This window comes from Lysinibacillus sp. GbtcB16 (assembly GCF_019091145.1).
In the GTDB taxonomy this organism is placed as follows: domain Bacteria; phylum Bacillota; class Bacilli; order Bacillales_A; family Planococcaceae; genus Lysinibacillus; species Lysinibacillus fusiformis.
On record NZ_JAGXJV010000001.1, the window covers coordinates 1,115,653 to 1,139,388 of the forward strand.

Sequence of the window (23,736 nt, forward strand, 5' to 3'; positions counted from 1 at the left end):
AAAATGAAAGCTAGTAGGGTAAATCCCTACCAGCATTTATCTTGCTATCGCATTATTCGCGAATTTGCCCATTACCATATATAAAATATTTTGTAGAGGTGAGGGCAGGTAATCCCATCGGGCCACGCGCATGTAGCTTTTGCGTACTAATACCAATTTCTGCTCCATAGCCAAATTCAAAACCATCCGTGAAGCGGGTAGAAGCGTTATGATAAACTGCCGCTGCATCAACGCTGTTTAAAAACGTTTCCGCCACTAATGGATCTTCCGTAATAATCGCTTCAGAATGATTTGTCCCAAAATGATGAATATGCTCAATGGCCTCGTAAACATTTTCAACTAATTTAACACTTATTTTTAAATCAAGGAACTCAGTCGCATAGTCATCCTCAGTCGCTAGAAGGGCTCCAGAAAATGCTTCGCATACTCGCTCGTCACCAATAATCGTAACACCTGCTTTATGGAGCGAAGATAAAAGTTGCGTGCCATATGTTTTAAACCATACAGGGTGAATTAATAAGCTTTCTGCAGCATTACAAACAGAGGGACGCTGTGTTTTGGCATTCAAACAAATTTTTTCTGTCTTTATGTAATCCGCCATTTCGTCCACATAAATATGACAATTGCCTGCACCTGTTTCTAATACAGGGACAGAAGCTTCTCGGACGACTAAGTCTATAAGAGTCTTGCCGCCTCGAGGTATTAATACATCCAAGTACTCGTTTAAATGAAATAATTCCTTAGCTGTTTCGCGGCTCGTATCCTCAATTAGTTGGACAGCATCTGTCGGTAGAGACGTTTTTGCTAATGCACGATGAATACTTGCTACAAGGGCACTATTTGAAAACGTAGCAGATGAGCTCCCTCGTAAAATCACGGCATTGCCTGTTTTTAGGGAAAGTGTCGCGGCATCCACCGTAACATTCGGTCTTGCTTCATAGATCATTCCTATGACACCAAGTGGTACCATGCGTTTTTCAATATGGAGACCATTATCTTTATCTATACGTTCGATGACTGTGCCAACTGGGTCCTTGAGAGAGACAAGTAAATGAATGGCATCGACCATCGCCACAATGCGTTCCTCATTGAGCATGATACGGTCCAATGTAGAAGCCGACATCCCTTGTTGTTCTCCATTGACAAGGTCTTTCGCATTTTCTGCAATGATGTCATGTTGGTCCATCAATAGCTGTTCGGCAATTTTAGTTAGAGCTTCATTTTTCTCACAAGTCGTTTTAATATTTAATATATAGCTAGCGGCTTTGGCACGTTGGCCCTTTGTTTGAATTTCACTTACCATGTTTAGACCTCCTTATTTAGTTTGAATTTTCAGCCATTTATCTCTATGAATAACCTCGATCGGGCATTTCGAAAATGCATTTGACCGTTTGCCCATTGCGGACATCAATTCTTGTGAGGAATACAGCACTTCACCACGTCCAAGTAGACCTTGTTCACTATACACTTCAACTACATCTCCATTGTTAAAATCACCCTCCACCTGATAAACACCAGCAGGTAACAAGCTTTTACCATTGACCATAAGTGCTTGTTCGGCGCCACTATCTATAAAAATTTTACCAGAAACTTCCGTAAGTGCAATCCACTGTTTATGATTCTTTAACACGGCTAGGTCATCATGTCCAACATACGTGCCATCACCACGCCCTGCTAAAATATCAACAAGCTTTTGAGCGCCACTCCCTGTACCAATAAAAACTTTAACTCCTGCCTGTAAAGCTGTGCGGGCAGCCAGTAGCTTAGATGCCATGCCACCTGTACCCACCTTTGAACCTGTACCGTCTGCAAGGTTTAATAGGTCATCTGTAATGGATGTTAAGTAATCGATGCGCTCTGCATGAGGGTTTTTGCTAGGGTTGGCGTTATATAAGCCATTAACATCTGTTAAAATGATGAGTTGATCTGCATGTACCAGTCCACTAACAAGCGCAGACAGCATATCATTGTCGCCAAAGGTTAATTCACTTATAGAAACGGTATCATTTTCATTAATAATAGGTAGCATCGAGCGTTCAAGCAATTCCTCGAAAGTAGCATAGGCATTTTTATAGCATTCCTTTTTAGAAAAATCGGTACGCGTCAGTAAAATTTGAGCAGGCATTATATCATAAATACTAAATAAGGCACTATACGTTTGAATAAGCAAGCTTTGCCCAACTGCCGCCGCCGCCTGTTTGCCCTTTACCGTAACAGGACGAGCTGGGTAGCCAAGCTGTTTAAAGCCTGCTGCTACTGCACCTGATGATACAAGTAATACGTCATGTCCCTGATTCTTCAACTCCGCGATTGCCTGAACATGATCCATTAAGCGAACTTTATCGATTTCGCCTTTTGCATTTGTTAAGGAGCTACTCCCAATCTTGACGACAATTCTCTTTTTTTCCACCACAAGACCTCCAATTGTCAAAATAAAAACCCTTTCATCCTAAAAAAATTAGGACGAAAAGGGTTGCTTTCCGTGGTACCACCTACATTGAATATCGTGCGACATTCCACTTTCCTCATAACGCTAGAGACTGCGCCTAGTTTAGCTAGGACGATAGACAAAGTAGGTTCATTGGTCTTACTTGCACAATGTCTTGCAGCCGATGGACATCGCTCTCTGCTCAAGCAGTTACTAATTACTGGTCTTCGTTCGTTTTCTCATCATAAAGTTTTTCAACTATTGAGTAAAGAATGCACTACTTCCAAATGCCTGTCAAGATGATCGGGAAAATTACTTGAAAGTTTTGATAAATTAAGAAAAAAAGATAGAAATGGCATGATATTTTTATTTAAACCACCAAATGGCGATGAAAAGGGGGAGCATTGCTAGCATAATCACAAAGAAGCTCCATAGTACTTGTTTTCCTGAGGACATGTTTTTTGGCTTAATGCTCATTTGTTCATAAAGCTTGTTAATGGCACGTTGCTCTTTCGAATAAAGCATTGCTTGAAATTCTTCATAATCCTGAATATAGCTTGATGGGGGACGCGGACTAAAACGTAAATTTCTAATAGAGTCGGTAATATCTTTGTCATTCATCCAGTAGGTGATAACAGGAGCTAAGCCTGTATTTTGTGTAGCTTTTACTTGTATGTCATGGGACTTCATTTTATAGTAAACCTGACCGTGCTCATCTTCATACTGTGAAACAATATCACTAACTGCCATCTAATAATCACCTCTTATTGAAGTTGTCTATTTTATGATGAGTTTCTTCTATTATAATGTAATAAGGGAGAAAAGTATTGCTTAAACGAGCAATAATTGTGAAACGAATGTTCACGAAAATTTTTTAATAAAGTCATAAACTTACATCTAAAGTAAAGTACGGCATGTAGTATAATGAAAATAGTTTGTTAAAAGTAGTGGGGGAAGGGCATTATTGGAGGTTTCCAAGATGCATTGAGTCATTTACCTCCCAATCTTATTTTTTATAATATAGAAAAGGGATAGTAAAGAGTAATCTTCAATCCCTTGTGTAGTGATCACAGTCGTCAATTCATCACTTGAACATAGGGCGTTTCAAATGGTTATTTTGGGTATAGTATTTTTAGTACAAGCATGAATAATATTTTTTTGTTTAGTATTGTTGCAGGAAAGATAGATTCGTCATTATTGGAAAGCCTGTGCTTGCTAAGCGATTAAATATGGTTCAAGGTATCCTCTTTACTGATAGGGATACAGATTGCCATTAGCAAATATTAGGAGGAATTCACATGGCTATTTTACATATAACCTTTAGCTTAGCAACCCAGGGTTCCATGAAGCTTGCTATACGCCAACATCTTTTGCAACGTAATGAATCCGTTTTAAGTGTCCATGATGATTTCTCTATTGGACCTCTTCGCAGCTTAGAAGAGCGCATAGTATGGTTAAACACTCATATTATAAAGGATAATGAAGATCAGCAATTATACGTAGATATGTATGAAAGCTGGAAGAAAAAAATTGCCGAGCTGCCATGTGATGTGGATGTTTGGGTTTGGTATAGTCAAAATACACATGAACAGATTGGTTTGCGCTATGTCATGAGTGAGTTTATTCATAAATGTAGTATGGTTTATGGGATTGACGCAACAGATGGCCTGAAGCAAATTCAACCACATCTCGCTATTCGCCATACAGGGGAGCTTTCCTCAGACATGCTCATGAAGCTTCGTCCTTATGCAAAACGATTTTCGGTTAAGGAATGTCAACAGCTTGCCAAGGAATGGGAAGACCTTAAAGAACATGCAAGTCCACTCCGATTGTGGAAAGAGGGCATTGTACATGCTGAGGAAGATGCTTTGGATACGCTCATCATTGCCGCTGTGAAGGATATGCATGCACAACAAAATGAAGAATGGCTTTTACTTATGCCTATGATCAATACTATTAACGTCGCCATAGATGATTATATTAGTGATGAATTCATTATGAAACGCATAATGACTATAATTGAGCAAGGCTTCTTTCAGATAGAAGGAGATTTATCCGATTTCCATTCCTGTAGAGTGAAGTATATAGATGTATAATAAAAAGCGGTAGGCTGCATGGGCAACCTACCGTTTCAGTTTTCCTGAGAGGGAGGAGATATTTTTTTATCATAAAAATCAAAGACAAATTGTTGGAATTGACGAGCAGATGGTGACAAATAACGATTGTCTATCCAGGCCATGCCAATAATACGTTCACAAACCATATCCTCCACATGGATTTTGACGATTTTTTTCGGATTCAAATCCTCATCATCAGGTAGCAATGAAACACCGAGACCTGCACCAACAAAACCTGCAATGGTAGATACCTCATCACCTTCATAAGAAATTTTAGGCTTAATGCCCGCAGCATGTAACAAGCGATCAGCTGAGCGGCGGAGGGCATACCCTTTTTTCATCAGCACAAAGTTCTCATGCTCCAATTCTTTCATTTTTATGCTTTTGCGATGAGCAAGAGGATGATCAATTGGAACCATAATAAATAACTCATCTCGCCAAAGTTCTTTCCAGCTAACGGGAGGCTCTGTATCAATCGCAGCTAGTAAGCACAGGTCTAACTCTCCAGCAAGCAATTGTTTTAATTGAGAATGCGAGTAATTTTGGGTGAAATGAAAACGGATATGGGGGTGCTTCTGACGAAAAGCACGAATTAAGTCCGGCACAATACTAGTCCCAAGAGTGTGTAAAAAACCGAGTGACACATCCCCAAGCTCCGGATTATTAAGCTCTTGTAATTCTAAGACAGCTTTCTCATATTCTTTCCGCATTCGTTGCACACGATATAAAAAAAGTTCACCATAGCGATTGAGCATAATGGAACGTCCCTGCCTATCAAAAAGCGGTACACCTAGTTCTTCTTCCAGCTTTGAAATCGAACGACTTAGCGCTGGCTGAGAGATTGCCAAAGCTTCTGCAGCACGTGTCATATGTTCTAACTTTGCAACGGTTACAAAATATTCTAATTGTTGCCACTCCATTTTTTCACCTCTATTCTCGTAATTTTTAAGTTAACTGCATTATAACGGGAAACAGAGAGGAAGTATAGGTGGCAAAAACTTTTTAAAAAGACGTTGCCTTTAATTAGAAGAATGGAAAAGTTAAGTAGCAGAAAGTGTGATAGTACAGGTGTTAAGTTGACATCATTCATGCATGAGACACATTGATTTGATAAAAACTATAAATTGTACATTATGAATAAAGGGTGTTAAGATAGACACATAAAATACACAATTAATAATTTCCGTGAAGGGGATATCCTAAAATGAAGTTAACAAAGCCGCAACCTCTAACAATTGAGGGAGGCAAAAAAGCCGTACTATTATTGCATGGATTCACAGGTAGCACAAAAGATGTGAAAAAGCTAGGAGAATTTTTATCTCAACGAGGTTATACCGTTCATGCACCGATTTATAGTGGTCACGGAGTAGAACCAGAAGCATTATTAGAAACAAAACCAGAAGACTGGTGGAACGATGTTGTTGAAGGCTATAACTTCCTTCAAAGTAAAGGCTATGAAGAAATCGCAGTTGTTGGCATTTCACTAGGTGGTGTTTTCTCATTGAAAGTAGCAGAGACTTTTCCAGTAAAAGCATGTGTAGCGATGTGTGCACCGATTACACGTGATAACTCAAAAGGCTTATTTACACGCTTGTACCACTATGCTCGTTTATATAAACACTTTGAAAATAAATCAAAAGATCAAATTATTTCAGAATTACATGAATTACGTATTTCACCAAAAGATTCATTAGATGGTGTAACACGTTTAACGACTGAAACACGTGATGATTTATCTACAATTAAAGCTCCAACATTAGTACTTCAAGGGTCATTAGACGATGAGCTTTATCAGGAAAGTGCACCGTTTATTTTAAATACTGTAGAGACGGATGACAAAGAAATCATTTGGTATGAAAATTCAGGTCATATTATTACGTTAGATAAAGAACGTGACAAAGTATATGAAGATGTTTATAAATTTTTAGATCATATTGAATGGTCAGTTGCAAATTAAGGAAGGGCTGTCAGAGGGCAGCTCTTTTTTTTATGTACTAACTTTCTATATTCATAATGATATTCGAAAAAACTATTGTAATTATAATAAATGCTTGATAACATAATTGAATTGTAATGAAAAATCATTCGATTAAAATAATTTGCTATAGTTAAAAACTTCTAAGGAGCACATCAATTATGCAACAAAAAATACCTTTCTCAACCTATGCAGTCATCGGCACTATGTTATTTGGGCTGTATTTTGGAGCAGGGAATCTTATCTTTCCAATCCAATTAGGTCAACTAGCAGGGACCCATTTTTGGCTTGGGTTAATCGGATTTTTAGTCACAGCTATCGGTCTACCATTCCTCGGAATTTTAGCGATTGGTTTATCAGGTAGTAATGGCTTACGCGATTTAGCGAGCCGTGTTCATCCCGTCTTCGGTATTGTCTTTTCATTGGCCCTTTACTTAACAATTGGCCCGTTTTTTGCCATTCCACGTACGGCGACCGTCCCTTTTGTAGTGGGCTTTGAGCCATATATTCAAGCACAGCATGTTACATTATTGCTTGCCGTGTTTAGCTTCATTTTTTTCGCCATCGTTTTTTATTTCTCGTTAAATCCAGCAAAAATTATGGATTACATTGGTAAATATTTAACACCAGCCTTTTTAATTGTGTTATTCATTTTAATTATTACGAGTATCGTCAAGCCGATGGGTGATTTCCAGCAACCGATGGGTGATTATATAGATGGAGCCTTTATGACAGGCTTTAAAGAGGGCTATAATACGATGGATGCTTTAGCTTCGCTTGCCTTCGGGATTGTGGTCATTCATGCAATTAAAAGTGCAGGTATATCAGATCGGAAGGAAATAGCGAAGGCGACATGGACGTCAGGTATATTTGCAATGGCCCTAATGATGCTTATTTATGGCTTGATTACGTATATGGGTGCTTCCAGTATTTCAGCTGTAGGTACCTTTGATAATGGTGGTTTAATTTTTGCCGCAGTGGCTGACCATTATTTCGGTTCATTCGGTGCTATTTTATTAGCCGTTATCATTGTGCTCGCTTGTTTAAAGACAAGTATCGGCTTAATCACTTCATGTAGTGAATTTTTCCACGAAGTGTTTCCGAAGATTAGCTATAAATGGTTTGTATTTTTATTGTGTGTGGTATCCTTCGTCATTGCCAACTTCGGATTAAACAATATTATACAATTCGCCATCCCTGTTCTTATGTTCCTATATCCACTTGCGATTGTTTTAATATTACTGGCACTAAGCTCATCGTTCTTTCACAATAAGCAAACGGTGTATGCCATCGCGATGATTTTCACATTTTTCATTAGCGTAATAGACGGCTATAAAGCTTTAGTAGGAAGTGTGCCTGAAGCGCAATTACATGTATTTGATGTTGTAGAGAAGGCTTATTCTTCCATTTTACCATTTTATGATATAGGGTTAGGGTGGATATTGCCTGCGGTCATTGGAGCAATACTTGGAGCTCTAATTCCATCTAAAAAAGTACTATAATTAAAAGTAAGCACGCACAGAAAAAGACATCTGTGCGTGTTGTTTTTTTACGATATTAGTAAGCTGTCCATCCACCATCGACAGCAATAACTTGTCCGTTCACAAAGCTCGCTTCGTCTGAGCCAAGGAAAATAGCTAATTGAGCAATTTCCTCAGGTTGACCAGCACGAGGATTAATCGATAAACCAAGTGATTGGCGTGCTGCACCTGTTTGACTCATATTTGTCATGGAAGAGGCGATATTCGTCATAACTGCCCCTGGCGCAATACCATTACAGCGAATATTTTTATCTGCATACATAAAGGCTGTATTTTTAGTTAATCCAACAACGGCATGTTTAGACGCAGTGTATGCAGCTCCTGCACGTGCACCGTATAAGCCACCAGCAGAAATATTATTGACAAAGACACCATGTCCTTGGGCTAGGAAAATGTCTGTTGCCATACGCATTGAGCGCATCACAGCTGTTGTATTCACCGCAAATACTGTATCCCAACGATCATCAGAGATTTCTCCGACTGGTTCCATACCATCCATAATACCTGCATTATTGACTAAAATATCTAATTGTCCATAGTTACTTTTTGTTTCATCAAATAAACGTTGTAAGTCTTCTGTTGATGCGACATTTGTTTGAATGGCAAACGCTGTACCCCCAGCCGCTTGAATGCCTTCCACAACCGCTTGGGCACCTTCTAAATTTAAATCTGAAACGACAACCTTAGCACCTTCTTTTGCATAACCTTCTGCTATAGCTTTCCCCATCCCTGAAGCTGCACCTGTCACAATTGCTACTTTACCTTCTAATCTCATCTCAAAGACCTCCTCATACTATTTTTCGATAGATATTGAACATCTGTTCATTAAAATCATATAATAAATATGAAAGCGATTTCAATATGCAAAATATCCGGATGTGTTGAGTAATCAACACTTTTGGAAAAACTGTTTACTAAGGAGCTGAAAAAATTGTCTACAACGGATTTACGTATTATTAAAACAAAGCAAGCCTTACACGCCGCCTTATTGACACTACTTAGTCAAAAGCCTTTGGAGCAAATATCCATTGCAGAAATATGTAGAGAAGCCAAGGTGAATAGAGGAACCTTCTATTTGCATTACGAGCAAAAGGAAGGACTCTTTGAAGAATACTTTCAAGAAATTATGGAGGATTTATACCAATCCTACGAAGAGCCTTACCGTGCCGTAACAACATTGGATACACATCAACTAGATCCGAACACGATTCGTATTTTTCATCATATTGAACGCTTTAAAATGTTTTATCGTATTGTGTTTTCCAAAAACGTCCCATTGACGTATTATTACATGCTGTTTGACGGAATTTATTCATTGCTAAAGAGAGACATCACCTTGCATCACGAACATCAAATGACAGAATCAATTTCGATTGATTATTATAGCGCCTACCAAGCAAATGCGATTATCGGACTCATTATCCAATGGTACCGTGGCGACTTTAAGGACAGCGTAAGCGTCTTAAATCAGCAACTCGCCGCGATTTTGAAAAATGTCCGTAGTGGTGGATAGAGCGGGGATTAGTGGATGGAATTCCTAGGGTGAGGATTGAGCGTAAAAAGTGGAGATAGGGAGGAGAAAGTGGTGGAAAAAACGTTGAGAGTGACGGATAGAGCAAAAAAAGGTGATAGTCCGCTTGAAATGATGCGAAATGAAGAAATCAGTGGATAGAACGGTCGAAGTGACGGTTAAAACGCTCAAAGTGACGGATAGAGCAGAGAAAAGTGGTGGAAAAAACGCTCAAAGTAGTGGATAGCTCATTCAAAAACGGAGCCCCCCGTCCATCCAGCAAATGAACAGAGCAAGGGGCTATAACATACAACTAACTAGAGGTAAGAGCAGGAGCGGGTTTGATTGCTACGGTTACTGTAGCAATTGCCAGAGTGACTAGGATGATGATGGCTAAGGAGCTACTGTTTTGTAGTAAATTAGCGGCACTTCCTCCAAAAATAATAGTGTAATAGCCATCGGCACCGTAAGTAGCGGGAAGCAGGGCAGCTATTTGCTGGTAGCCTTCAGAAAGCATGGTTTTCGGAACGAGCACTCCAGAGGTTACTAATTGGAGGGATAGGGCACAAATATTAAAGACCATGCCGATATTTCCAAAGAGAATGACGAAAACTTGTGCGAGGCAAAGGAAAGCTAGGAACATCACAGATTGGAAGAAATAGATGGATAGAAAGCTTTCATTACTCGAAATAGTAAATAGATGCATTAAGCCGATTGTAAGGAGTGGTAAAGTGAGAGCGACTCCAATATTGAGCAACTGGCGTGCAAAGAATAATTGCCATTTTGAAACACTACTTTGTACCATTTGTGCGGCTTGCTGATGTTGCATAATCATCACCATAGCCCCTACAAAGGAGGAGATGATGACCATTAGTGGGACAAAGTTTGCTGCAAATCCCTCTACATCATTCGTTTTAACGATAGTCGCATCGACGGCATGATCTTTAACTGTCTTCATGGTTGTTTGGACAGATGCATTTATTTGCTGTGAGGTATTTTGCTCAAATGGAAGCAGGGCAAATTGTTGGGAAAACACCTCGATTGCCTGATTTTGTTGTAATGGGTAGAGCATTTGGTTCATTTCTTCTGTTAATTGCTTAGCTACGCCATCCATCATGTTTTTCGCAACACTAGCATTGGCCTGATTAATCGAATAAATGATTTCTGCTTTTTCTCTAGCCCTAAGCTGCTTCGTAAAATTAGCTGGAATTTGCATAATCATATTAATTTGCCGTTCATTGAGTGCTTGCTCGGCATCCTTCATAGAGGAATATTCTTTTAGCGTAAATGGAATGTTGTCCTTCATGTCCTTTACTATTTGCGACCCCATTTCTGTATCTTCTGTCAACAAGCCTATTGATAATTGATCAGCTCGCTCATTGACTCCGTCATAGGCTGTCATCCAAATTGTAAAGAAAATTAATTGAAAGGCAATTGCAGCAACAATGCCAATATATGTTTCTCGAATTCTCAATAAAGTTTGTAAACCTCTCATGTTTAAACCCCCTATAATAAAGTAAGTACTTACTTGCATCGAAAGGAAAAATTTTTTCTAGGAAACGAGTCCCCTAGAAAAAATAGCAACACTTGTCTGTAATAGTTCTTCGGTTGGTATGTCAGACACCATGGTACCAAGACGTGCACGTGACATAAAATGACCAAAGTTAAGCGCAATTAGTGATAACGCTGCAGCTTCAAAATCAACCTCTCTTATCTTCCCTCGTTGTTGCATTTCTTGGAAGTAATGGCATAGTTCCTTTTTGATTAGAAGAGGAATATTGGCAATTTCCTCACTGATTTCAGGAAACTGGATGGACTCCTTAAAGCCGATCATCACCAAGTCTTTAATCGACATTAAAAACTCAAAATGCTTTAATGAGAAGTTTAATAAATCTTTTTCTAAATCCCACGTAACATTTTGATGGATCTCCTTTTGTAAAAGGGGATAATACGAAAATTGTTCAACTATGGCTTTCAAGAGGCCACGCTTATTGCCAAAATGGCGGAAAAGTGTAACTTCATTGACGCCGGCTAATTCAGCAATCGTTTTCGTTGTGGCGGCAGTATAGCCCTTTTCACTAATTAATTGTAGAGCAGCTTCGATGATTCGTTCTGCAGTTCCCTTTGTTGTCAATCCTAAACTTCCTTTCGTGCAAGTAATCACTTACATGCTAGCATAGTGCATAATTCTCTGCAACAAAATAATTTGTTTCAAGGAAATAATCAACAACAAGAACATTGACAACTATATCGGCGGCTGATATATTTTAAATGTATCGGCTGACGATATATTGGTAGACGATATAAAGGGGGATTGTATGACACAGGAGCATCCGCCGTTAACTGAAGGCGTATATTATATTTTATTAGCATTGTATGAGCCTAGACATGGTTATGGCATCATGCAATTAGTAGAGGAAATGAGTAGTGGGCGAGTACGCTTAGGCGCAGGTACCATTTATGGGGCCATTAAAACTTTGCTTGAACGAGGCTGGATTGAGGCGCTCGACGAGGATGGCCGCAAGAAAGAATATGTAATTACAGAAACTGGGGAAAAGATAGTTGAATATGAAATTTTGAGATTAAGGGAACTTTTTGACAACGGTATCCGTATAACGAGAGGAGTTGAATAATATGCATAAATATCGTTTGATGATTAATCCATATGCAATTGAAAATTGGGTCAACAACATGGCTTGCCAGGGCTGGCATCTGAAAAAGTTTACATGGATTCGTTTTACGTTTGAACGTGGAGAAGCAGGCAGCTATATTTATCGCCATGATGAATTAGAGCGATTTGGCACTCATTACGAAGAGGACTATCTAGCATTTTTAAAAAGTTCAGGCATTGAACAAGTTGATCGCTCTGGTAATTTTGTGTTTTTTAGAAAAGCTTCCCAGGGAGGTCCGTTTGAGCTTTATACGGATAAAAAAACTAAAATAGGAAGCCTGTCAAAAAAGATGGCTCTCTTTTTCTCTCTTATTCTACTTAATTTATATTTTGGTATTTCAGGCTTGATCGGCGATTTTTCTCATGAAAAGACGAATTGGATAGGGTTTATTTTACATAGCTTACATCTAATTGTAGTCATCTTATTCTCTTTCCCATTATATAGGCTTAGACGAGTCCGCAATCGATTGAAGAAGGAATTAAATATATTTTCAGATTAGTGGACGTCCATTATTTTCTGGGAAATCAGAAAATAACAAAAAATATAGTGGGGTGAAAGGATGGAAAAAAGAATATACCGTTTTTTTATCGATTATGAAAAGGAAGAACGGTGGGTCAATGCAATGGCAGACCGGGGGTGGAATTTAAAAAAAGCAGTTGTAGGTTATTTTGTTTTTGAAAAAGGAGAACCACAACAATATATTTATCGGAATGAATTTGTGAATAGCAAATCGAAGGACTATTTTGAGTTTCTAGAGGCGATGAATATAGAGTGTGTGCACAAATTCGGTGTTTGGGCGTATTATCGAAAACTAAAGGAAGAAGGGCCATTTGAATTATTCTCAGATACTACCTCTAAAATTAGCTATATAAAGTCAATGAATCGTATTTTTATTGTACTGTTGCTATTTAATATAGTGGCTGGGCTTTATAATTTTTCGATTGGAGCTTGGGGACCTTCTGTAACAATCGTCAACACTAGTGTAGGATGTTTAAATTTTATCGTATCCATATTGGTGTGTATCTCTATATTTAAAAATGAAAACCGTAAAAAAAGATTGAAAGAAAATTTACATATATTCGAAGGATAAGGAGGATGACAACATGACTTTACAGTTACAGCATGTCACGAAGAAGTACAAGGATTTTACGGCTGTAGATGGATTGAATTTTACAATTGAAAAAGGTGAAATTTTTGGTCTGATTGGCCAAAATGGTGCAGGGAAAACAACTACTTTCCGTATGATTTTAGATTTACAGGAGACAACAGCAGGTACAATTACATGGAATGGTCAGCCAGTAAATGCGATTAACCGAGATGTGCTAGGATATTTACCTGAGGAACGTGGTATTTTCCCGACGATGAAAGTAGAGGAGCAGTTGTACTTTTTTGGTGAGCTACGTGGCATGAAAAAAGCCGAGCTGAAAAAGGAAATTGATTTTTGGATTCAACGTTTTGAGCTGGAAGAAAAACGAAAAGATAAGGCTGAAACACTATCAAAGGGGAACCAGCAAAAAGTACAGCTTATTGCTAGTTTTATCCATAAACCTGAATTTTTAATTTTGGATGAACCGTTTAGTGGATTGGATCCGGTTAATAAGGACTTACTGAAGGATGCCATTCTACTTTTAAAGGAGCAGGGTACAACAATTTTGTTCTCTAGTCACCAAATGGATAATGTGGAGGAACTTTGTGATCACTTATGCCTATTAAAAAGAGGTGTTTCTTTATTCTCTGGTAGTCTACTAGATTTAAAGAAACAATATGGCAAAACAAAACTGGCAGTACGGACAGATTGGTCAACAACACAGCTATTGGCGTTAGAAGGCGTCAGGGATGTACGTGTAGAGAAGGAACAAATAGTTCTTACATTAGTGGATGAAAGCTTTGCCCAAAGTATTTTTGAGCAGCTTTCCAATGGGAAGTATATTGAAAAATTCAGCCTGGATTATTTATCATTAGATGAAATCTTTAAAGATAAGGTAGGTGGCAATGTTGTCGAAGTTTAATTTATTGATGAAACAATTATATAAATCAAAAATAAAATCAAAATCCTTTATTTTAATGACATGTTTATATGTACTTGTAATGTCTGTAGCTGTTTTCTGGTCCGAAATTAAGGAACTATTTACAGGTGATGATGAAGCACAGCAAATTGCCATTATTAATGAGACATCTGCTGATTTAAGTGGTATCTTTGTTTCCAATGGGGATATGGCCTTTATCCAAGATGAAAAGGATAGACCGACACTTGAAAAAAAAGTGAAGGACGGCAAACTAGATGCCATAGTGACGATTAACGATCAAGGTGGTCAGCTACAAGCTGAAATTGCTACGTTTACACCACTGAAATTAAACGATCAATCGACATTGTCATCTTTATTGCAATATGCTGGTCAGCACTATGCGGTACAGCAATTATCACTTTCACCAGAGCAGGCAGCACAAATTATGGCTGCTCAAACTACGATTTCCACTAAAAACTTAAATGAGGAATCAACGGGTGGAAAAAGTGAAGAAGAAAAGCAATCAGGTTTAGTTGTTTCCTATGCAGTTGGAATTTTAATTTATTTCTTTATTTCTACATTCCTATCTATGATTACGACTGAAATTGCCTCTGAAAAAGGTTCAAGAGCAATGGAAATGCTTTTAGTAAGTGTCAAACCAACTACTCATTTTAAAGCAAAAATTGCAGGTGTTTTATTGCTTGCTTTAACGCAGATGGGCATTCTTGCAGCAGTATTCCTGATTTATGCTAAGCTCGTAAAAGGCGGTATCGTTTGGGATGCGGCTGCTAGCATTGTCAAAGAATTGTCTGTTGGCTATGTTATCTATGCCATTGTATTCCTATTGCTAACGGTTATCCTGTATCTTATCATTGGCGCATTATTTGGCTCATTAGTATCGAAAGTAGAAGAAGCAGGTCAGGTATTAATGCCTGCCATGATTATTACGATTATCGGCTTCTATGTCATGCTAACAGGGATGGGTAATCCAGATACAATCATTATTAAAATATTCTCTTATATTCCATTAACATCAGGAATGATCATGCCTATGAGGATAGGTGCTACAGATATCGGAGGGTTAGTTCCATTACTATCTTTAGGTATTTTAATCGCAACGATTATAGTCGTGTACCTATTTAGTTTATCGTTCTATAAACGTAGTGTACTGACATATAGCTCAGGCGGGGTCATTCAAAAAATTAAAACAGTTTTAAAGGTTACCACTTAAATGATAAGCAGCTACACGATGATGTAGCTGCTTTTTGGTTGTTTCATGCCAACGTTAGAAAACAATGTAAAGGAATTTGCGTAATCAGTCGAATTTTGTTTAGAAAGAAGCTATAATTTAATTAAGAGCTTGAAATTGGTTTTGTCTTTCTATCGGAAATGAAACCTTTTTCCAAAGTAATCGTAAGTAAATTGTAGAGATAAATTGCAGGGGGTAAAACGTATGTCTGAATTCAACAATGATCTTTTAAAATCCAAGGACCCATTCGCTACTGAAAATCCTTTATTACAACCTAATCCACTTATGCAACAAGAGCCTGAACAAAAGCCAGTACTTGTATCTGAGCAAGAGCTATCACAAATTGCGCAAAACCAGCTTATGTTAAAGAAAGATCCAGAGGTTCATGCACTTGCTAAACGAATTGATGTTAAAGATCAAATTGCCATGCTAGAGCTTGGGAAAGAAACAGCAAGTGGCATTTCTACGTTTTCTGATAAAATGCTGGCTACTATGAAGTCCAGCAAACTAGAAGAATCGAGTGTCCTTTTAAATAATCTCAATAAAATTATGGATAAATTTGATCCTCAAGATTTCTCGGAGGAGAAAAAAGGCGGCTTTATTTCCAAGCTCTTTAATAAAGGAAAAGAGCAATTGGAAAAGTTTCTATCTAAATATGACAGCATGAATAAGGAAGTAGATGTCATTTACCGCGAAATTCAAAAATATGAAGGTGAAATGAAGCGAAATACAATTGACCTTGAAAATCTATACGATCAAAATTTAAATTACTTCCAATCTTTAAGTAAGTTTGTCGCTGCGATTGAAGTCAAGATAGAAGATGTTCGTTCAACATTACCGGCCCTTGAACAAAAGGCTCAGACGGGCGATCAATTAGCGGCAATGGAATATGAAACAATGCTACGTGCAGTGGAATTATTAGAGCAACGTCGCTATGATTTAGAAATGGCGCAGCAAGTATCATTTCAATCTGCACCTCAAATACGTTTAATGCAGCAAGGTAATAACCATTTAATTGCGAAGATTAACTCAGCCTTTGTGACGACAATCCCTATTTTCAAACAAGGTTTAATTCATGCCGTTACTTTAAAGCGCCAAAAGCTTATTTCCGATTCTATGATTGAGCTAGATCGCCGTACGAATGAAATGCTTGTGCGCAATGCCGAAAACATTAGTAAAAACAGCGTTAATATAGCACGAGCAGCAGGTAGCCCGAGCATAAAAATTGAAACAATTGAAACAACATGGCAAACGATTATGTCTGGTATTCAAGAAACGAAGCAAATTCAAGCTGAAACAGCTAGAAGTCGTGAAGAAGGTCGTAAACGTATTGAACGTTTGCAATTAGAATATGAAAAATTGAAAAAAATGTAATACTCGAAGCTTCTTGTAGAAATTTTTGCAAGAAGCTTTTTTTATTTTGTATGTATTAATTGTTCTTTGACAAAAAGGAAAATACTGATTATGATAAAATTAAATGAGAATGATTATCAAATGAAAAAGGAAGCGAACAGATGTTATACAAAGCAATACGAATACATGAAATCATTCGTGGAGGAGTGAAATGATGACCAATAAAATAAAATCCTCTACATTGTCGTATGAGCCTTTTGAAGATGGAACGCTTGCTCTTCACGCAGCTGAAACTTTAATGCTTATTCCACAAAGCCGTTATTTAGAGTTATTGCATAAGGAAAAAGTGTATAGTGCGAGACATGCAGATTTAGATCATAAGCAAAATGGGATAGAACAAGAACGAAAAACATTAAAAAAGCAAAATGCAGTACTGACAGAGGACTTGCAAAAATCTAAGCAGCAAAACATTGTCCTGCAAAAAAAAGTAACGGAATATAATTGCGTGGTAGAGGAAATGCAGGTGCTCCGACAACAAAATACGGAGCTATTAATTGAACTGAGTAAATATACGTCCTTGTCGAGAGAGTCATTAACGGGACCGCTTAAGTCGATGATCCGAAATATGCGAGAGCAAGGGGTTGGTATAAAGGAAATCCATATTCGCATCAAACGCCAAATCAATCCAGATATTAGCTATAGTACAGTGCGTAAATATATCTCCGAGCTAGAATCAGAGCAGAAGAATGGACGTTGATCTAAGAAGTCTAGAAATTTAGCATTTACAGTTGCCATTCAAAGACCTATAATGAGTCTATTCTTTAACTAGTTTAATATTATGTGAGATCGCAATTGATTTCACTATGAGTAGGGAGCGTTAGTGGCAATGTCAAATGAGAAAAAAGGGGTTTTGGCGGCATTTTTTGCCTATGTCTTTTGGGGTGCCTTTCCTCTCTATTGGAAACTACTTGAACATGTACCAAGCATGGAGATTTTATTATCCCGAGTGATTTGGTCGTTTGTCTTTACTGTACTGGCTGTCATCGTATTTCGAATGCGTAAAGACCTTATCGCGGACTTAAAATATTTATGGTCACATCAAAAGCATTTCTGGCAGCTTGCGGGTGCCTCCTTCGTCATTTCAATGAACTGGTACTTGTATATTTGGGCAGTAACCCATAACCATTTAATTGAGACAAGCTTAGGCTATTATATTAATCCGCTCATATCTGTTATTTTTGGAGTAATTTTCTTTAAAGAATCGTTGAGTCGCGCACAATGGGTAGCGACAGGAATTGCCTTTATGGCAGTTATTATTTTAACGATCAATTATGGCTCAGTACCATGGGTAGCACTATTGATTGCGCTATCTTTTGCGATATACGGCGTATTGAAAAAGAAAATTACACTGGATGCGACGAGAGGATTAGCTATTGAAACATTATTAATCCTACCATTTGCTTTAGGCTATTATGTGTATCTATTTACAACCCATCAAGCTTCGTTTTTACATGTTGACGTAAAAACAGATATCTTGATGATTTTCAGTGGTTTAGTAACAGCTGTACCACTCATCCTATTTGCAAAAGGTGCACAAAATATTCCATTGTATTTATTGGGCTTTATTCAATATATTTCACCAACCATTGTATTGATTTTAGGTATCGTACTGTACAAAGAGCCATTTAGTCAGATAGAGCTTTTAGCATTTAGCATCATTTGGGGAGCATTATTACTATTCTCAGGTTCCAAGATTATAGAAACAAGAAAAGCTCATCATAAATCAGTAGACTTGTAGAATATTCTACAAGTCTTTTTTTATTCAATGGACAATATGGAGAGCGCACCTTTACAATTTAGTCAGCATATAGTAAGATGATGTCAATAATTAGATAACAATGATAAAAATTGAGAGGTGCTTTTTGTGAGTGCGGTAGGTTCTAACTAGGTAAAAATTACATGAAATAAATGATATGGCGACAGGGGATATATGTCATGAACAGACCCCTTATTTGGTCATGGATTTATTTCAAAACCTATGTAGATACCTACAATACTTTATCAAGCGGTGCATATATGGATGAAACTTCTGAAAATGAGGTTTTATTTGTAGTGCTATGAACACTCGCCTTTTGAAGATAGAGCTGTGGGGATTCCTCACAGCTTTTTTTAGTTTATTTAACACTTCATTGCTATCTAATATTGGGTAGGTATCTTCATGAATGATAAATATCAGAATGAGGAGCATATACAAATGAATTTTACTACGCTAGAGAAGTTACAATACCAAGAATTAAAAGATATCGTTAAATCCTATTGTGTAAGTGGATTGGGCAAACAGTTATTAGATAAATTAATGCCAAGCTCAAACTTAGCAGTTGTAAAAACTCGCTTGAATGAAACAACTGAGGCACGGGTAATCGTAGATGCGGAGGGTCATGTCCCATTTCTAGGCGTATCCAATATTGAACATATCATGACCAAATTGGCAAAAGGTATGATTTTGGACCCCAGTGAGCTCATCAGTATGTCAGACTTTTTACGAGGCTGTCGTAACATTAAAAAATTCATGTTGGATAAGGAATTTTTTGCGCCAGTTCTTTCATCTTACGCAAATTCGATGGCTGAATTTAAAAGTGTGGAAGAAGAAATTAATTTTGCCATAAAAGCTAATCGCGTTGATTCAGCTGCTAGTCGAGAATTGAAGCGGATTCGTCATCATATCGAAACGACAGAGGAAAAAATAAAAGACCGCTTAACAAAATTCTTGAACAACAGTGCCAATAAAACGTATATACAAGAGTTCTTTATTAGTCAAAAGGATGAACGCTATACGATTCCAATTAAGGCTTCCTATAAAAATCATGTACAAGGGACGATAGTGGAAATCTCCTCAAAGGGTGCAACTGTTTTTATGGAGCCAAGTGTGGTCGCTAAATTAAATGGAGAATTAGCTACTTCAAAGGCTGAAGAGGCGGTGGAGGAGTATCAGATTTTAGCATCTTTATCTGGGCTTTTAATGGATCATCTTCAAGCTCTCCATATTAATATGGAGTTGATTAGCCAATATGATATGGTTTTTGCTAAAGCAAAATTTAGTAAACAAATTGGCGGTATGGAGCCACGCCTCAATGATTATGGCTTCATCCAAGTAATCAATGGTAGACATCCTTTATTACCAGGGAATGCTGTGCCACTTCAATTTACGATTGGAAAAGATTATAGGAGTCTAATTATTACTGGACCAAACGCAGGCGGGAAAACCGTCGTGTTGAAAACAATTGGCTTATTAACATTGGCGACAATGTCCGGCTTTCATATCGTGGCAGATGAGGGCACTGAATTGGCTATATTCGATCATATCTTTGTCGATATAGGTGACAATCAAAGTATGGAAAATGCGCTAAGTACGTTTTCATCACATATGAAAAATCTCTCCGACATTATGAGAGCATCCAATAACCATACGCTATTATTATTTGATGAGATCGGCAGTGGTACTGAGCCGAATGAAGGTGCGGCACTGGCTATTGCGATTTTGGAAGAGTTCTATCAAATGGGATGTATGACAGTAGCGACAACACATTACGGAGAAATTAAACGATTTTCAGAGATGCATCCAGACTTTATGAATGCGGCTATGCGATTTAATAGTGAAACATTAGAGCCTTTGTATCAGTTAATGATTGGAACGTCTGGAGAGAGTAATGCTCTTTGGATTTCTAAAAAAATGAATGTCCGTGCAGAGGTTTTGCAACGAGCACAGGATTATATGGATAATAAGGATTATCAGCTGACTCGGGTGCAGGATAGTAAAATTCGTAAGCCGAAAGAAGAGAAAGCTGGCAGGGCAGCAATCATTAAATTTGCCAAAGGGGATCGTGTGAAATTATTGGATCATGATGATGTCGGGCTTGTTTATCAAGAGATGAATCAGTTCTATAATGTCACTGTGTACTATAAGGGTCAAATGCTAGAGGTTCATGTGAAACGACTTACATTAGAGCTACCGGCAACCGAATTATATCCTGAAGGATATGATCTTGAGACCTTATTTGTCGACTATCAAGAACGTAAGCTTCAGCATGATATTGAGCGAGGGTCCAAAAAAGCATTACGCAAAATTCATAAGCAAATCAAAGAAGATCAGCAAAAGTAAAAACAAGGGATTGCACGAAGCGGTGCAATCCCTTTCATATTAAGAAGTAGAATCAATCTGTGCCTTAATCGTCATATAGACTTCTTCGATTTTGCGTTTATAAGGCAAATCAACTAAATCCAGTGAATCGTTGTATGCCATTTTCGCAATATCATAGGCGGTTGTCAGTTCCCCGAAATGCGCATAGCAAAGAGCCTTATAGGAAAAGCATTCATTTAAGCCTAAAATATCATATGGATGGCTGACGAAAACAGGTGATGCTTGAAAATGCTCAAATGCAGCCCTTGCCTCCTCATAACGACCAAGTAAATATAAGGACTTTCCTTTTTCCGCATAATAATAGTTTGAATCCAAAATTTCTAAATCCTCATGCTTGAGCTCATTAAAGCTCTCAATTTCTATTAACGCCTGCTCATAATTAAACATGTAATTATTATAATAATGTGCCCGTAAAATATAGATGAAAGCATCTACTAGTACGCGTTCGGCAAATGCCCGATATTGCTCCAGCTTCATAAACATATGCTCAGCTTGTTCAAAGTCATGGTCAATCATCGCGCAATAAGCACCGATACGATACATATCATCGATTTGATAAAACAGTTGGTTTTTATGAGCATTCGCAATGGTTTCGTTGATTAATTTTTTCCCTTCTTCATGTTCTCCGATGGCGAGCTGTAAAATGCTTGTATAATAAGCCATTAATAAAGCATCCCGAGAATCAAGCTGATAATCCTCTTGTTCAATAATTTCTTGCGCCTGTAAAATACAGGCATAGGCCAAGTCATATTGACGTTTTTCCGCCAATATGTTCATTTGCAGGATGAATGTTTTGAACCAATGGCTAAGTAAATTAATTTCCTTAAAGATAGTGCGGGCTTGAAGGAGGGATGTTTCCCATGAAGCTAATCCTACTTCATACTGTGTGACAGCATATATATACAATAAACGGCCTGCTTCGTAGCTATCAGGAAGGCCCTCTACTGCTGGTTTTATCAAATCAACAATTTCTTGATGACGAACTATATCTCCCCATTTTACCTCTGCAAATAAAATTTCAACCTGCTCTAAAAGTGAACGAATGGATGAAGGGGTTACTTCTTCGAGTAATTCACTAGGCTTGACACCTAACCTTTCGGCAATATAGTCAAGGCTTTCCATAGAGGGCTTGGCCTTTTCATTTTCTATTTGACTCAGCATTCCTTTTGTTAGACGATCACCGGCAAGCGCCTCTAATGTTAATTTTTGTTCTTTCCTTAATTTACGAATTCGTGCGCCTAGAGAGTTCACTGCCTCGCCTCCTTTTGTTTAATTATATTAAACTTTTTCTTGCGTGAAAAGGGGGAGCTGTGTTATATTTTGTTTAATAAAATTAAACTTTTTAATTTAGTTAAAATACGGAGGGGTTTTGAGATGAATGAAGTGGAGAAATTAAAAAAGGCGACCTATCATTTATGGACATTTACAGCGAGTAAAATGATTGCCATGCTAGGGGCAAATGTCATGGCGTTTGGTTTTAGCTTGTATATATTAGCCATGACAGGGTCCGCCATGAGCTTTGCGACCAATATGATTTGTTCTGTGTTACCTCGTGCTCTCGTAGCACCATTGGCTGGGTATGTCGCGGATAATTTTTCAAAAAAACGAACAATTTTATTAGCGCAGGCAGGAACTATTTTGACCGTAGGGGGATTACTGATTTATACAGAAACAGTAGGGATGTCTGTTTATGCTATTTACATAGCTACTGTATTTAATACGATATGTTCCGCATTTTCAGGGGTTACGTTTTCATCTGCAATTGCTACACTTGTTAATCCAGAACGTTTACAGCGCGCGATGTCTTTTAATCAATTATCGATGTCGGTGGCTGCCATTGGGGGACCCGTCATTGGCGGTATGATGTATGGATTTTTCAATATTGACGTATTTTTAATGGTAAATATCGGAGCGTATATCATAGCGTTTTGCTTAGAGGCAACAATGAATTTTAAACTCTATAGTACAAGAGGAGAAGATGAAAAGAAGGAAAAAGTGTGGGAAGGGCTTAAAGGCGGCTTCTATTATATAAAACAGCGTAAAGTCATAAAAACAATCATGTGGGTGGCATTATGGATTAATCTATTCTTTTCCGCCATCGCTGTTGGAGGAACGTTTATTATCATTGAATTGCTAAAAGTAGAATCAACGCATTTTGGTTTTATTCAGGCATCAGGTGCAGCGGGTATGCTTATCGCTTCCATTTATTTTGCGACAAGACCAGAAGTCAAAGCACCATTACGTTTCTCAAGAATTAGCTTATTGCTGTTGGCAGGTAGTCTTGCTTTAGCCGTGATTCCATTAGTCACGAATTTTTCCTATATCGCAATTGTTAGTTTTTATCTAATCATTTATTTTATTTTCGCCATTTTCGAAATGGGTATTAATATGCCAATAGGGGTCTATATGCAAAAAACCATCTCGGAAGAATTCCGCGGCCGCGTTTTCGGACTAATGGAAACAATGGCAATGTCCATGATGCCAATTGGTATGGTTGTGTATGGAGTATTATACGATGCTATACCAGCCACGATCATATTGCCTGTTACAAGCGTCATTATCATTATCATTTCACTAGTGATGCTACGTACTTCTATCTTAAAAGAAGCACATCCAGAGTATTATGAAAAAGAAGCCATCACAAAAAGCGTGCCTCATTCAACAACATAAATGCATGCTTATGACTG

23 protein-coding genes are annotated in these 23,736 nt (G+C 37.9%); 15 read left to right on the forward strand and 8 right to left on the reverse strand.

Features of this window, described 5'->3' with window-relative positions; all coding sequences use genetic code 11:
• Window positions 1-52: 52 nt before the first annotated feature.
• From KVT27_RS05365 to KVT27_RS05375, 3 genes are all read right to left on the reverse strand, one after another.
• Window positions 53-1,303, reverse strand: a complete 1,251-nt coding sequence (locus KVT27_RS05365) for a glutamate-5-semialdehyde dehydrogenase (RefSeq protein WP_036146449.1) — start codon at window positions 1,301-1,303, stop codon at window positions 53-55.
• A gap of 12 nt (window positions 1,304-1,315) precedes the next feature.
• On the reverse strand, window positions 1,316-2,410 hold the full coding sequence (gene proB, locus KVT27_RS05370; RefSeq protein ID WP_036125019.1) for a glutamate 5-kinase: 1,095 nt from the start codon (window positions 2,408-2,410) through the stop codon (window positions 1,316-1,318).
• A gap of 384 nt (window positions 2,411-2,794) precedes the next feature.
• The gene (locus tag KVT27_RS05375; protein WP_036146446.1) at window positions 2,795-3,178 is read right to left on the reverse strand and encodes a hypothetical protein; all 384 of its coding nucleotides are present in this window, start codon (window positions 3,176-3,178) and stop codon (window positions 2,795-2,797) included.
• Window positions 3,179-3,726: 548 nt separating this feature from the next.
• Here KVT27_RS05375 and KVT27_RS05380 point away from each other — a divergent pair.
• The gene (locus KVT27_RS05380; RefSeq protein ID WP_217580893.1) at window positions 3,727-4,524 is read left to right on the forward strand and encodes a DUF1835 domain-containing protein; all 798 of its coding nucleotides are present in this window, start codon (window positions 3,727-3,729) and stop codon (window positions 4,522-4,524) included.
• A 35-nt stretch (window positions 4,525-4,559) separates the two neighbouring features.
• Here the strand turns inward: KVT27_RS05380 and KVT27_RS05385 are convergent, their stop codons facing one another.
• Entirely contained in the window at window positions 4,560-5,465 is a 906-nt protein-coding gene (locus tag KVT27_RS05385) for a LysR family transcriptional regulator (protein WP_036125024.1), read from the reverse strand.
• A gap of 284 nt (window positions 5,466-5,749) precedes the next feature.
• Between KVT27_RS05385 and KVT27_RS05390 the strand changes: the two genes are divergently transcribed.
• Both KVT27_RS05390 and brnQ read left to right on the forward strand, forming a co-directional pair.
• Window positions 5,750-6,502 (forward strand): alpha/beta hydrolase, encoded by a 753-nt coding sequence (locus KVT27_RS05390; protein WP_031419567.1) that lies wholly within the window; start codon window positions 5,750-5,752, stop codon window positions 6,500-6,502.
• A 179-nt stretch (window positions 6,503-6,681) separates the two neighbouring features.
• On the forward strand, window positions 6,682-8,022 hold the full coding sequence (gene brnQ, locus KVT27_RS05395) for a branched-chain amino acid transport system II carrier protein (RefSeq protein WP_217580894.1): 1,341 nt from the start codon (window positions 6,682-6,684) through the stop codon (window positions 8,020-8,022).
• A gap of 55 nt (window positions 8,023-8,077) precedes the next feature.
• Here brnQ and KVT27_RS05400 read toward each other — a convergent pair whose 3' ends face one another.
• Window positions 8,078-8,836: an SDR family oxidoreductase gene (locus KVT27_RS05400; RefSeq protein WP_036125029.1), complete on the reverse strand. Its 759-nt coding sequence runs from the start codon at window positions 8,834-8,836 to the stop codon at window positions 8,078-8,080.
• A gap of 156 nt (window positions 8,837-8,992) precedes the next feature.
• Between KVT27_RS05400 and KVT27_RS05405 the strand changes: the two genes are divergently transcribed.
• Window positions 8,993-9,574 carry a TetR/AcrR family transcriptional regulator gene (locus tag KVT27_RS05405; protein ID WP_036224926.1) on the forward strand — a complete coding sequence of 194 codons (582 nt, stop codon included), beginning with the start codon at window positions 8,993-8,995 and terminating at the stop codon, window positions 9,572-9,574.
• A gap of 310 nt (window positions 9,575-9,884) precedes the next feature.
• Here the strand turns inward: KVT27_RS05405 and KVT27_RS05410 are convergent, their stop codons facing one another.
• Together KVT27_RS05410 and KVT27_RS05415 are read right to left on the reverse strand one after the other, a co-directional pair.
• Window positions 9,885-11,066 (reverse strand): YhgE/Pip domain-containing protein, encoded by a 1,182-nt coding sequence (locus KVT27_RS05410; RefSeq protein WP_217580895.1) that lies wholly within the window; start codon window positions 11,064-11,066, stop codon window positions 9,885-9,887.
• A gap of 57 nt (window positions 11,067-11,123) precedes the next feature.
• Window positions 11,124-11,705 (reverse strand): TetR/AcrR family transcriptional regulator, encoded by a 582-nt coding sequence (locus KVT27_RS05415; protein WP_036125034.1) that lies wholly within the window; start codon window positions 11,703-11,705, stop codon window positions 11,124-11,126.
• A gap of 184 nt (window positions 11,706-11,889) precedes the next feature.
• Here KVT27_RS05415 and KVT27_RS05420 point away from each other — a divergent pair, with 184 nt between their 5' ends.
• From KVT27_RS05420 to KVT27_RS05460, 10 genes are all read left to right on the forward strand, one after another.
• Window positions 11,890-12,204 carry a PadR family transcriptional regulator gene (locus KVT27_RS05420; protein ID WP_025115003.1) on the forward strand — a complete coding sequence of 105 codons (315 nt, stop codon included), beginning with the start codon at window positions 11,890-11,892 and terminating at the stop codon, window positions 12,202-12,204.
• 1 nt (window position 12,205) lies between these two features.
• Window positions 12,206-12,742 (forward strand): DUF2812 domain-containing protein, encoded by a 537-nt coding sequence (locus KVT27_RS05425; protein ID WP_036125040.1) that lies wholly within the window; start codon window positions 12,206-12,208, stop codon window positions 12,740-12,742.
• Between the two features lie 60 nt (window positions 12,743-12,802).
• Complete coding sequence (locus tag KVT27_RS05430) at window positions 12,803-13,333, forward strand: DUF2812 domain-containing protein (protein WP_036125042.1); 531 nt, start codon at window positions 12,803-12,805, stop codon at window positions 13,331-13,333.
• A gap of 13 nt (window positions 13,334-13,346) precedes the next feature.
• Window positions 13,347-14,252 (forward strand): ABC transporter ATP-binding protein, encoded by a 906-nt coding sequence (locus KVT27_RS05435; protein WP_217580896.1) that lies wholly within the window; start codon window positions 13,347-13,349, stop codon window positions 14,250-14,252.
• Window positions 14,236-15,480, forward strand: coding sequence for an ABC transporter permease (locus KVT27_RS05440; RefSeq protein WP_081937015.1), 1,245 nt, complete (start codon window positions 14,236-14,238; stop codon window positions 15,478-15,480). Before KVT27_RS05435 ends, KVT27_RS05440 begins: the two co-directional genes overlap by 17 nt.
• 222 nt (window positions 15,481-15,702) lie before the next feature.
• Window positions 15,703-16,872 carry a toxic anion resistance protein gene (locus tag KVT27_RS05445; RefSeq protein ID WP_036125048.1) on the forward strand — a complete coding sequence of 390 codons (1,170 nt, stop codon included), beginning with the start codon at window positions 15,703-15,705 and terminating at the stop codon, window positions 16,870-16,872.
• Window positions 16,873-17,065: 193 nt separating this feature from the next.
• Window positions 17,066-17,608 (forward strand): hypothetical protein, encoded by a 543-nt coding sequence (locus KVT27_RS05450; RefSeq protein WP_036146624.1) that lies wholly within the window; start codon window positions 17,066-17,068, stop codon window positions 17,606-17,608.
• A 129-nt stretch (window positions 17,609-17,737) separates the two neighbouring features.
• Window positions 17,738-18,649, forward strand: coding sequence for an EamA family transporter RarD (rarD, locus tag KVT27_RS05455; RefSeq protein ID WP_217580897.1), 912 nt, complete (start codon window positions 17,738-17,740; stop codon window positions 18,647-18,649).
• 197 nt (window positions 18,650-18,846) lie between these two features.
• Window positions 18,847-18,972: a hypothetical protein gene (locus KVT27_RS27000; RefSeq protein WP_012293905.1), complete on the forward strand. Its 126-nt coding sequence runs from the start codon at window positions 18,847-18,849 to the stop codon at window positions 18,970-18,972.
• Window positions 18,973-19,105: 133 nt separating this feature from the next.
• Window positions 19,106-21,010 carry an endonuclease MutS2 gene (locus KVT27_RS05460; RefSeq protein ID WP_217580898.1) on the forward strand — a complete coding sequence of 635 codons (1,905 nt, stop codon included), beginning with the start codon at window positions 19,106-19,108 and terminating at the stop codon, window positions 21,008-21,010.
• A 39-nt stretch (window positions 21,011-21,049) separates the two neighbouring features.
• Here the strand turns inward: KVT27_RS05460 and KVT27_RS05465 are convergent, their stop codons facing one another.
• Complete coding sequence (locus KVT27_RS05465; protein WP_036125053.1) at window positions 21,050-22,300, reverse strand: helix-turn-helix domain-containing protein; 1,251 nt, start codon at window positions 22,298-22,300, stop codon at window positions 21,050-21,052.
• A 123-nt stretch (window positions 22,301-22,423) separates the two neighbouring features.
• On the opposite strand from KVT27_RS05465, the gene KVT27_RS05470 reads away from it, so the two are divergent.
• The gene (locus tag KVT27_RS05470; protein WP_217580899.1) at window positions 22,424-23,719 is read left to right on the forward strand and encodes an MFS transporter; all 1,296 of its coding nucleotides are present in this window, start codon (window positions 22,424-22,426) and stop codon (window positions 23,717-23,719) included.
• Window positions 23,720-23,736: the final 17 nt, after the last annotated feature.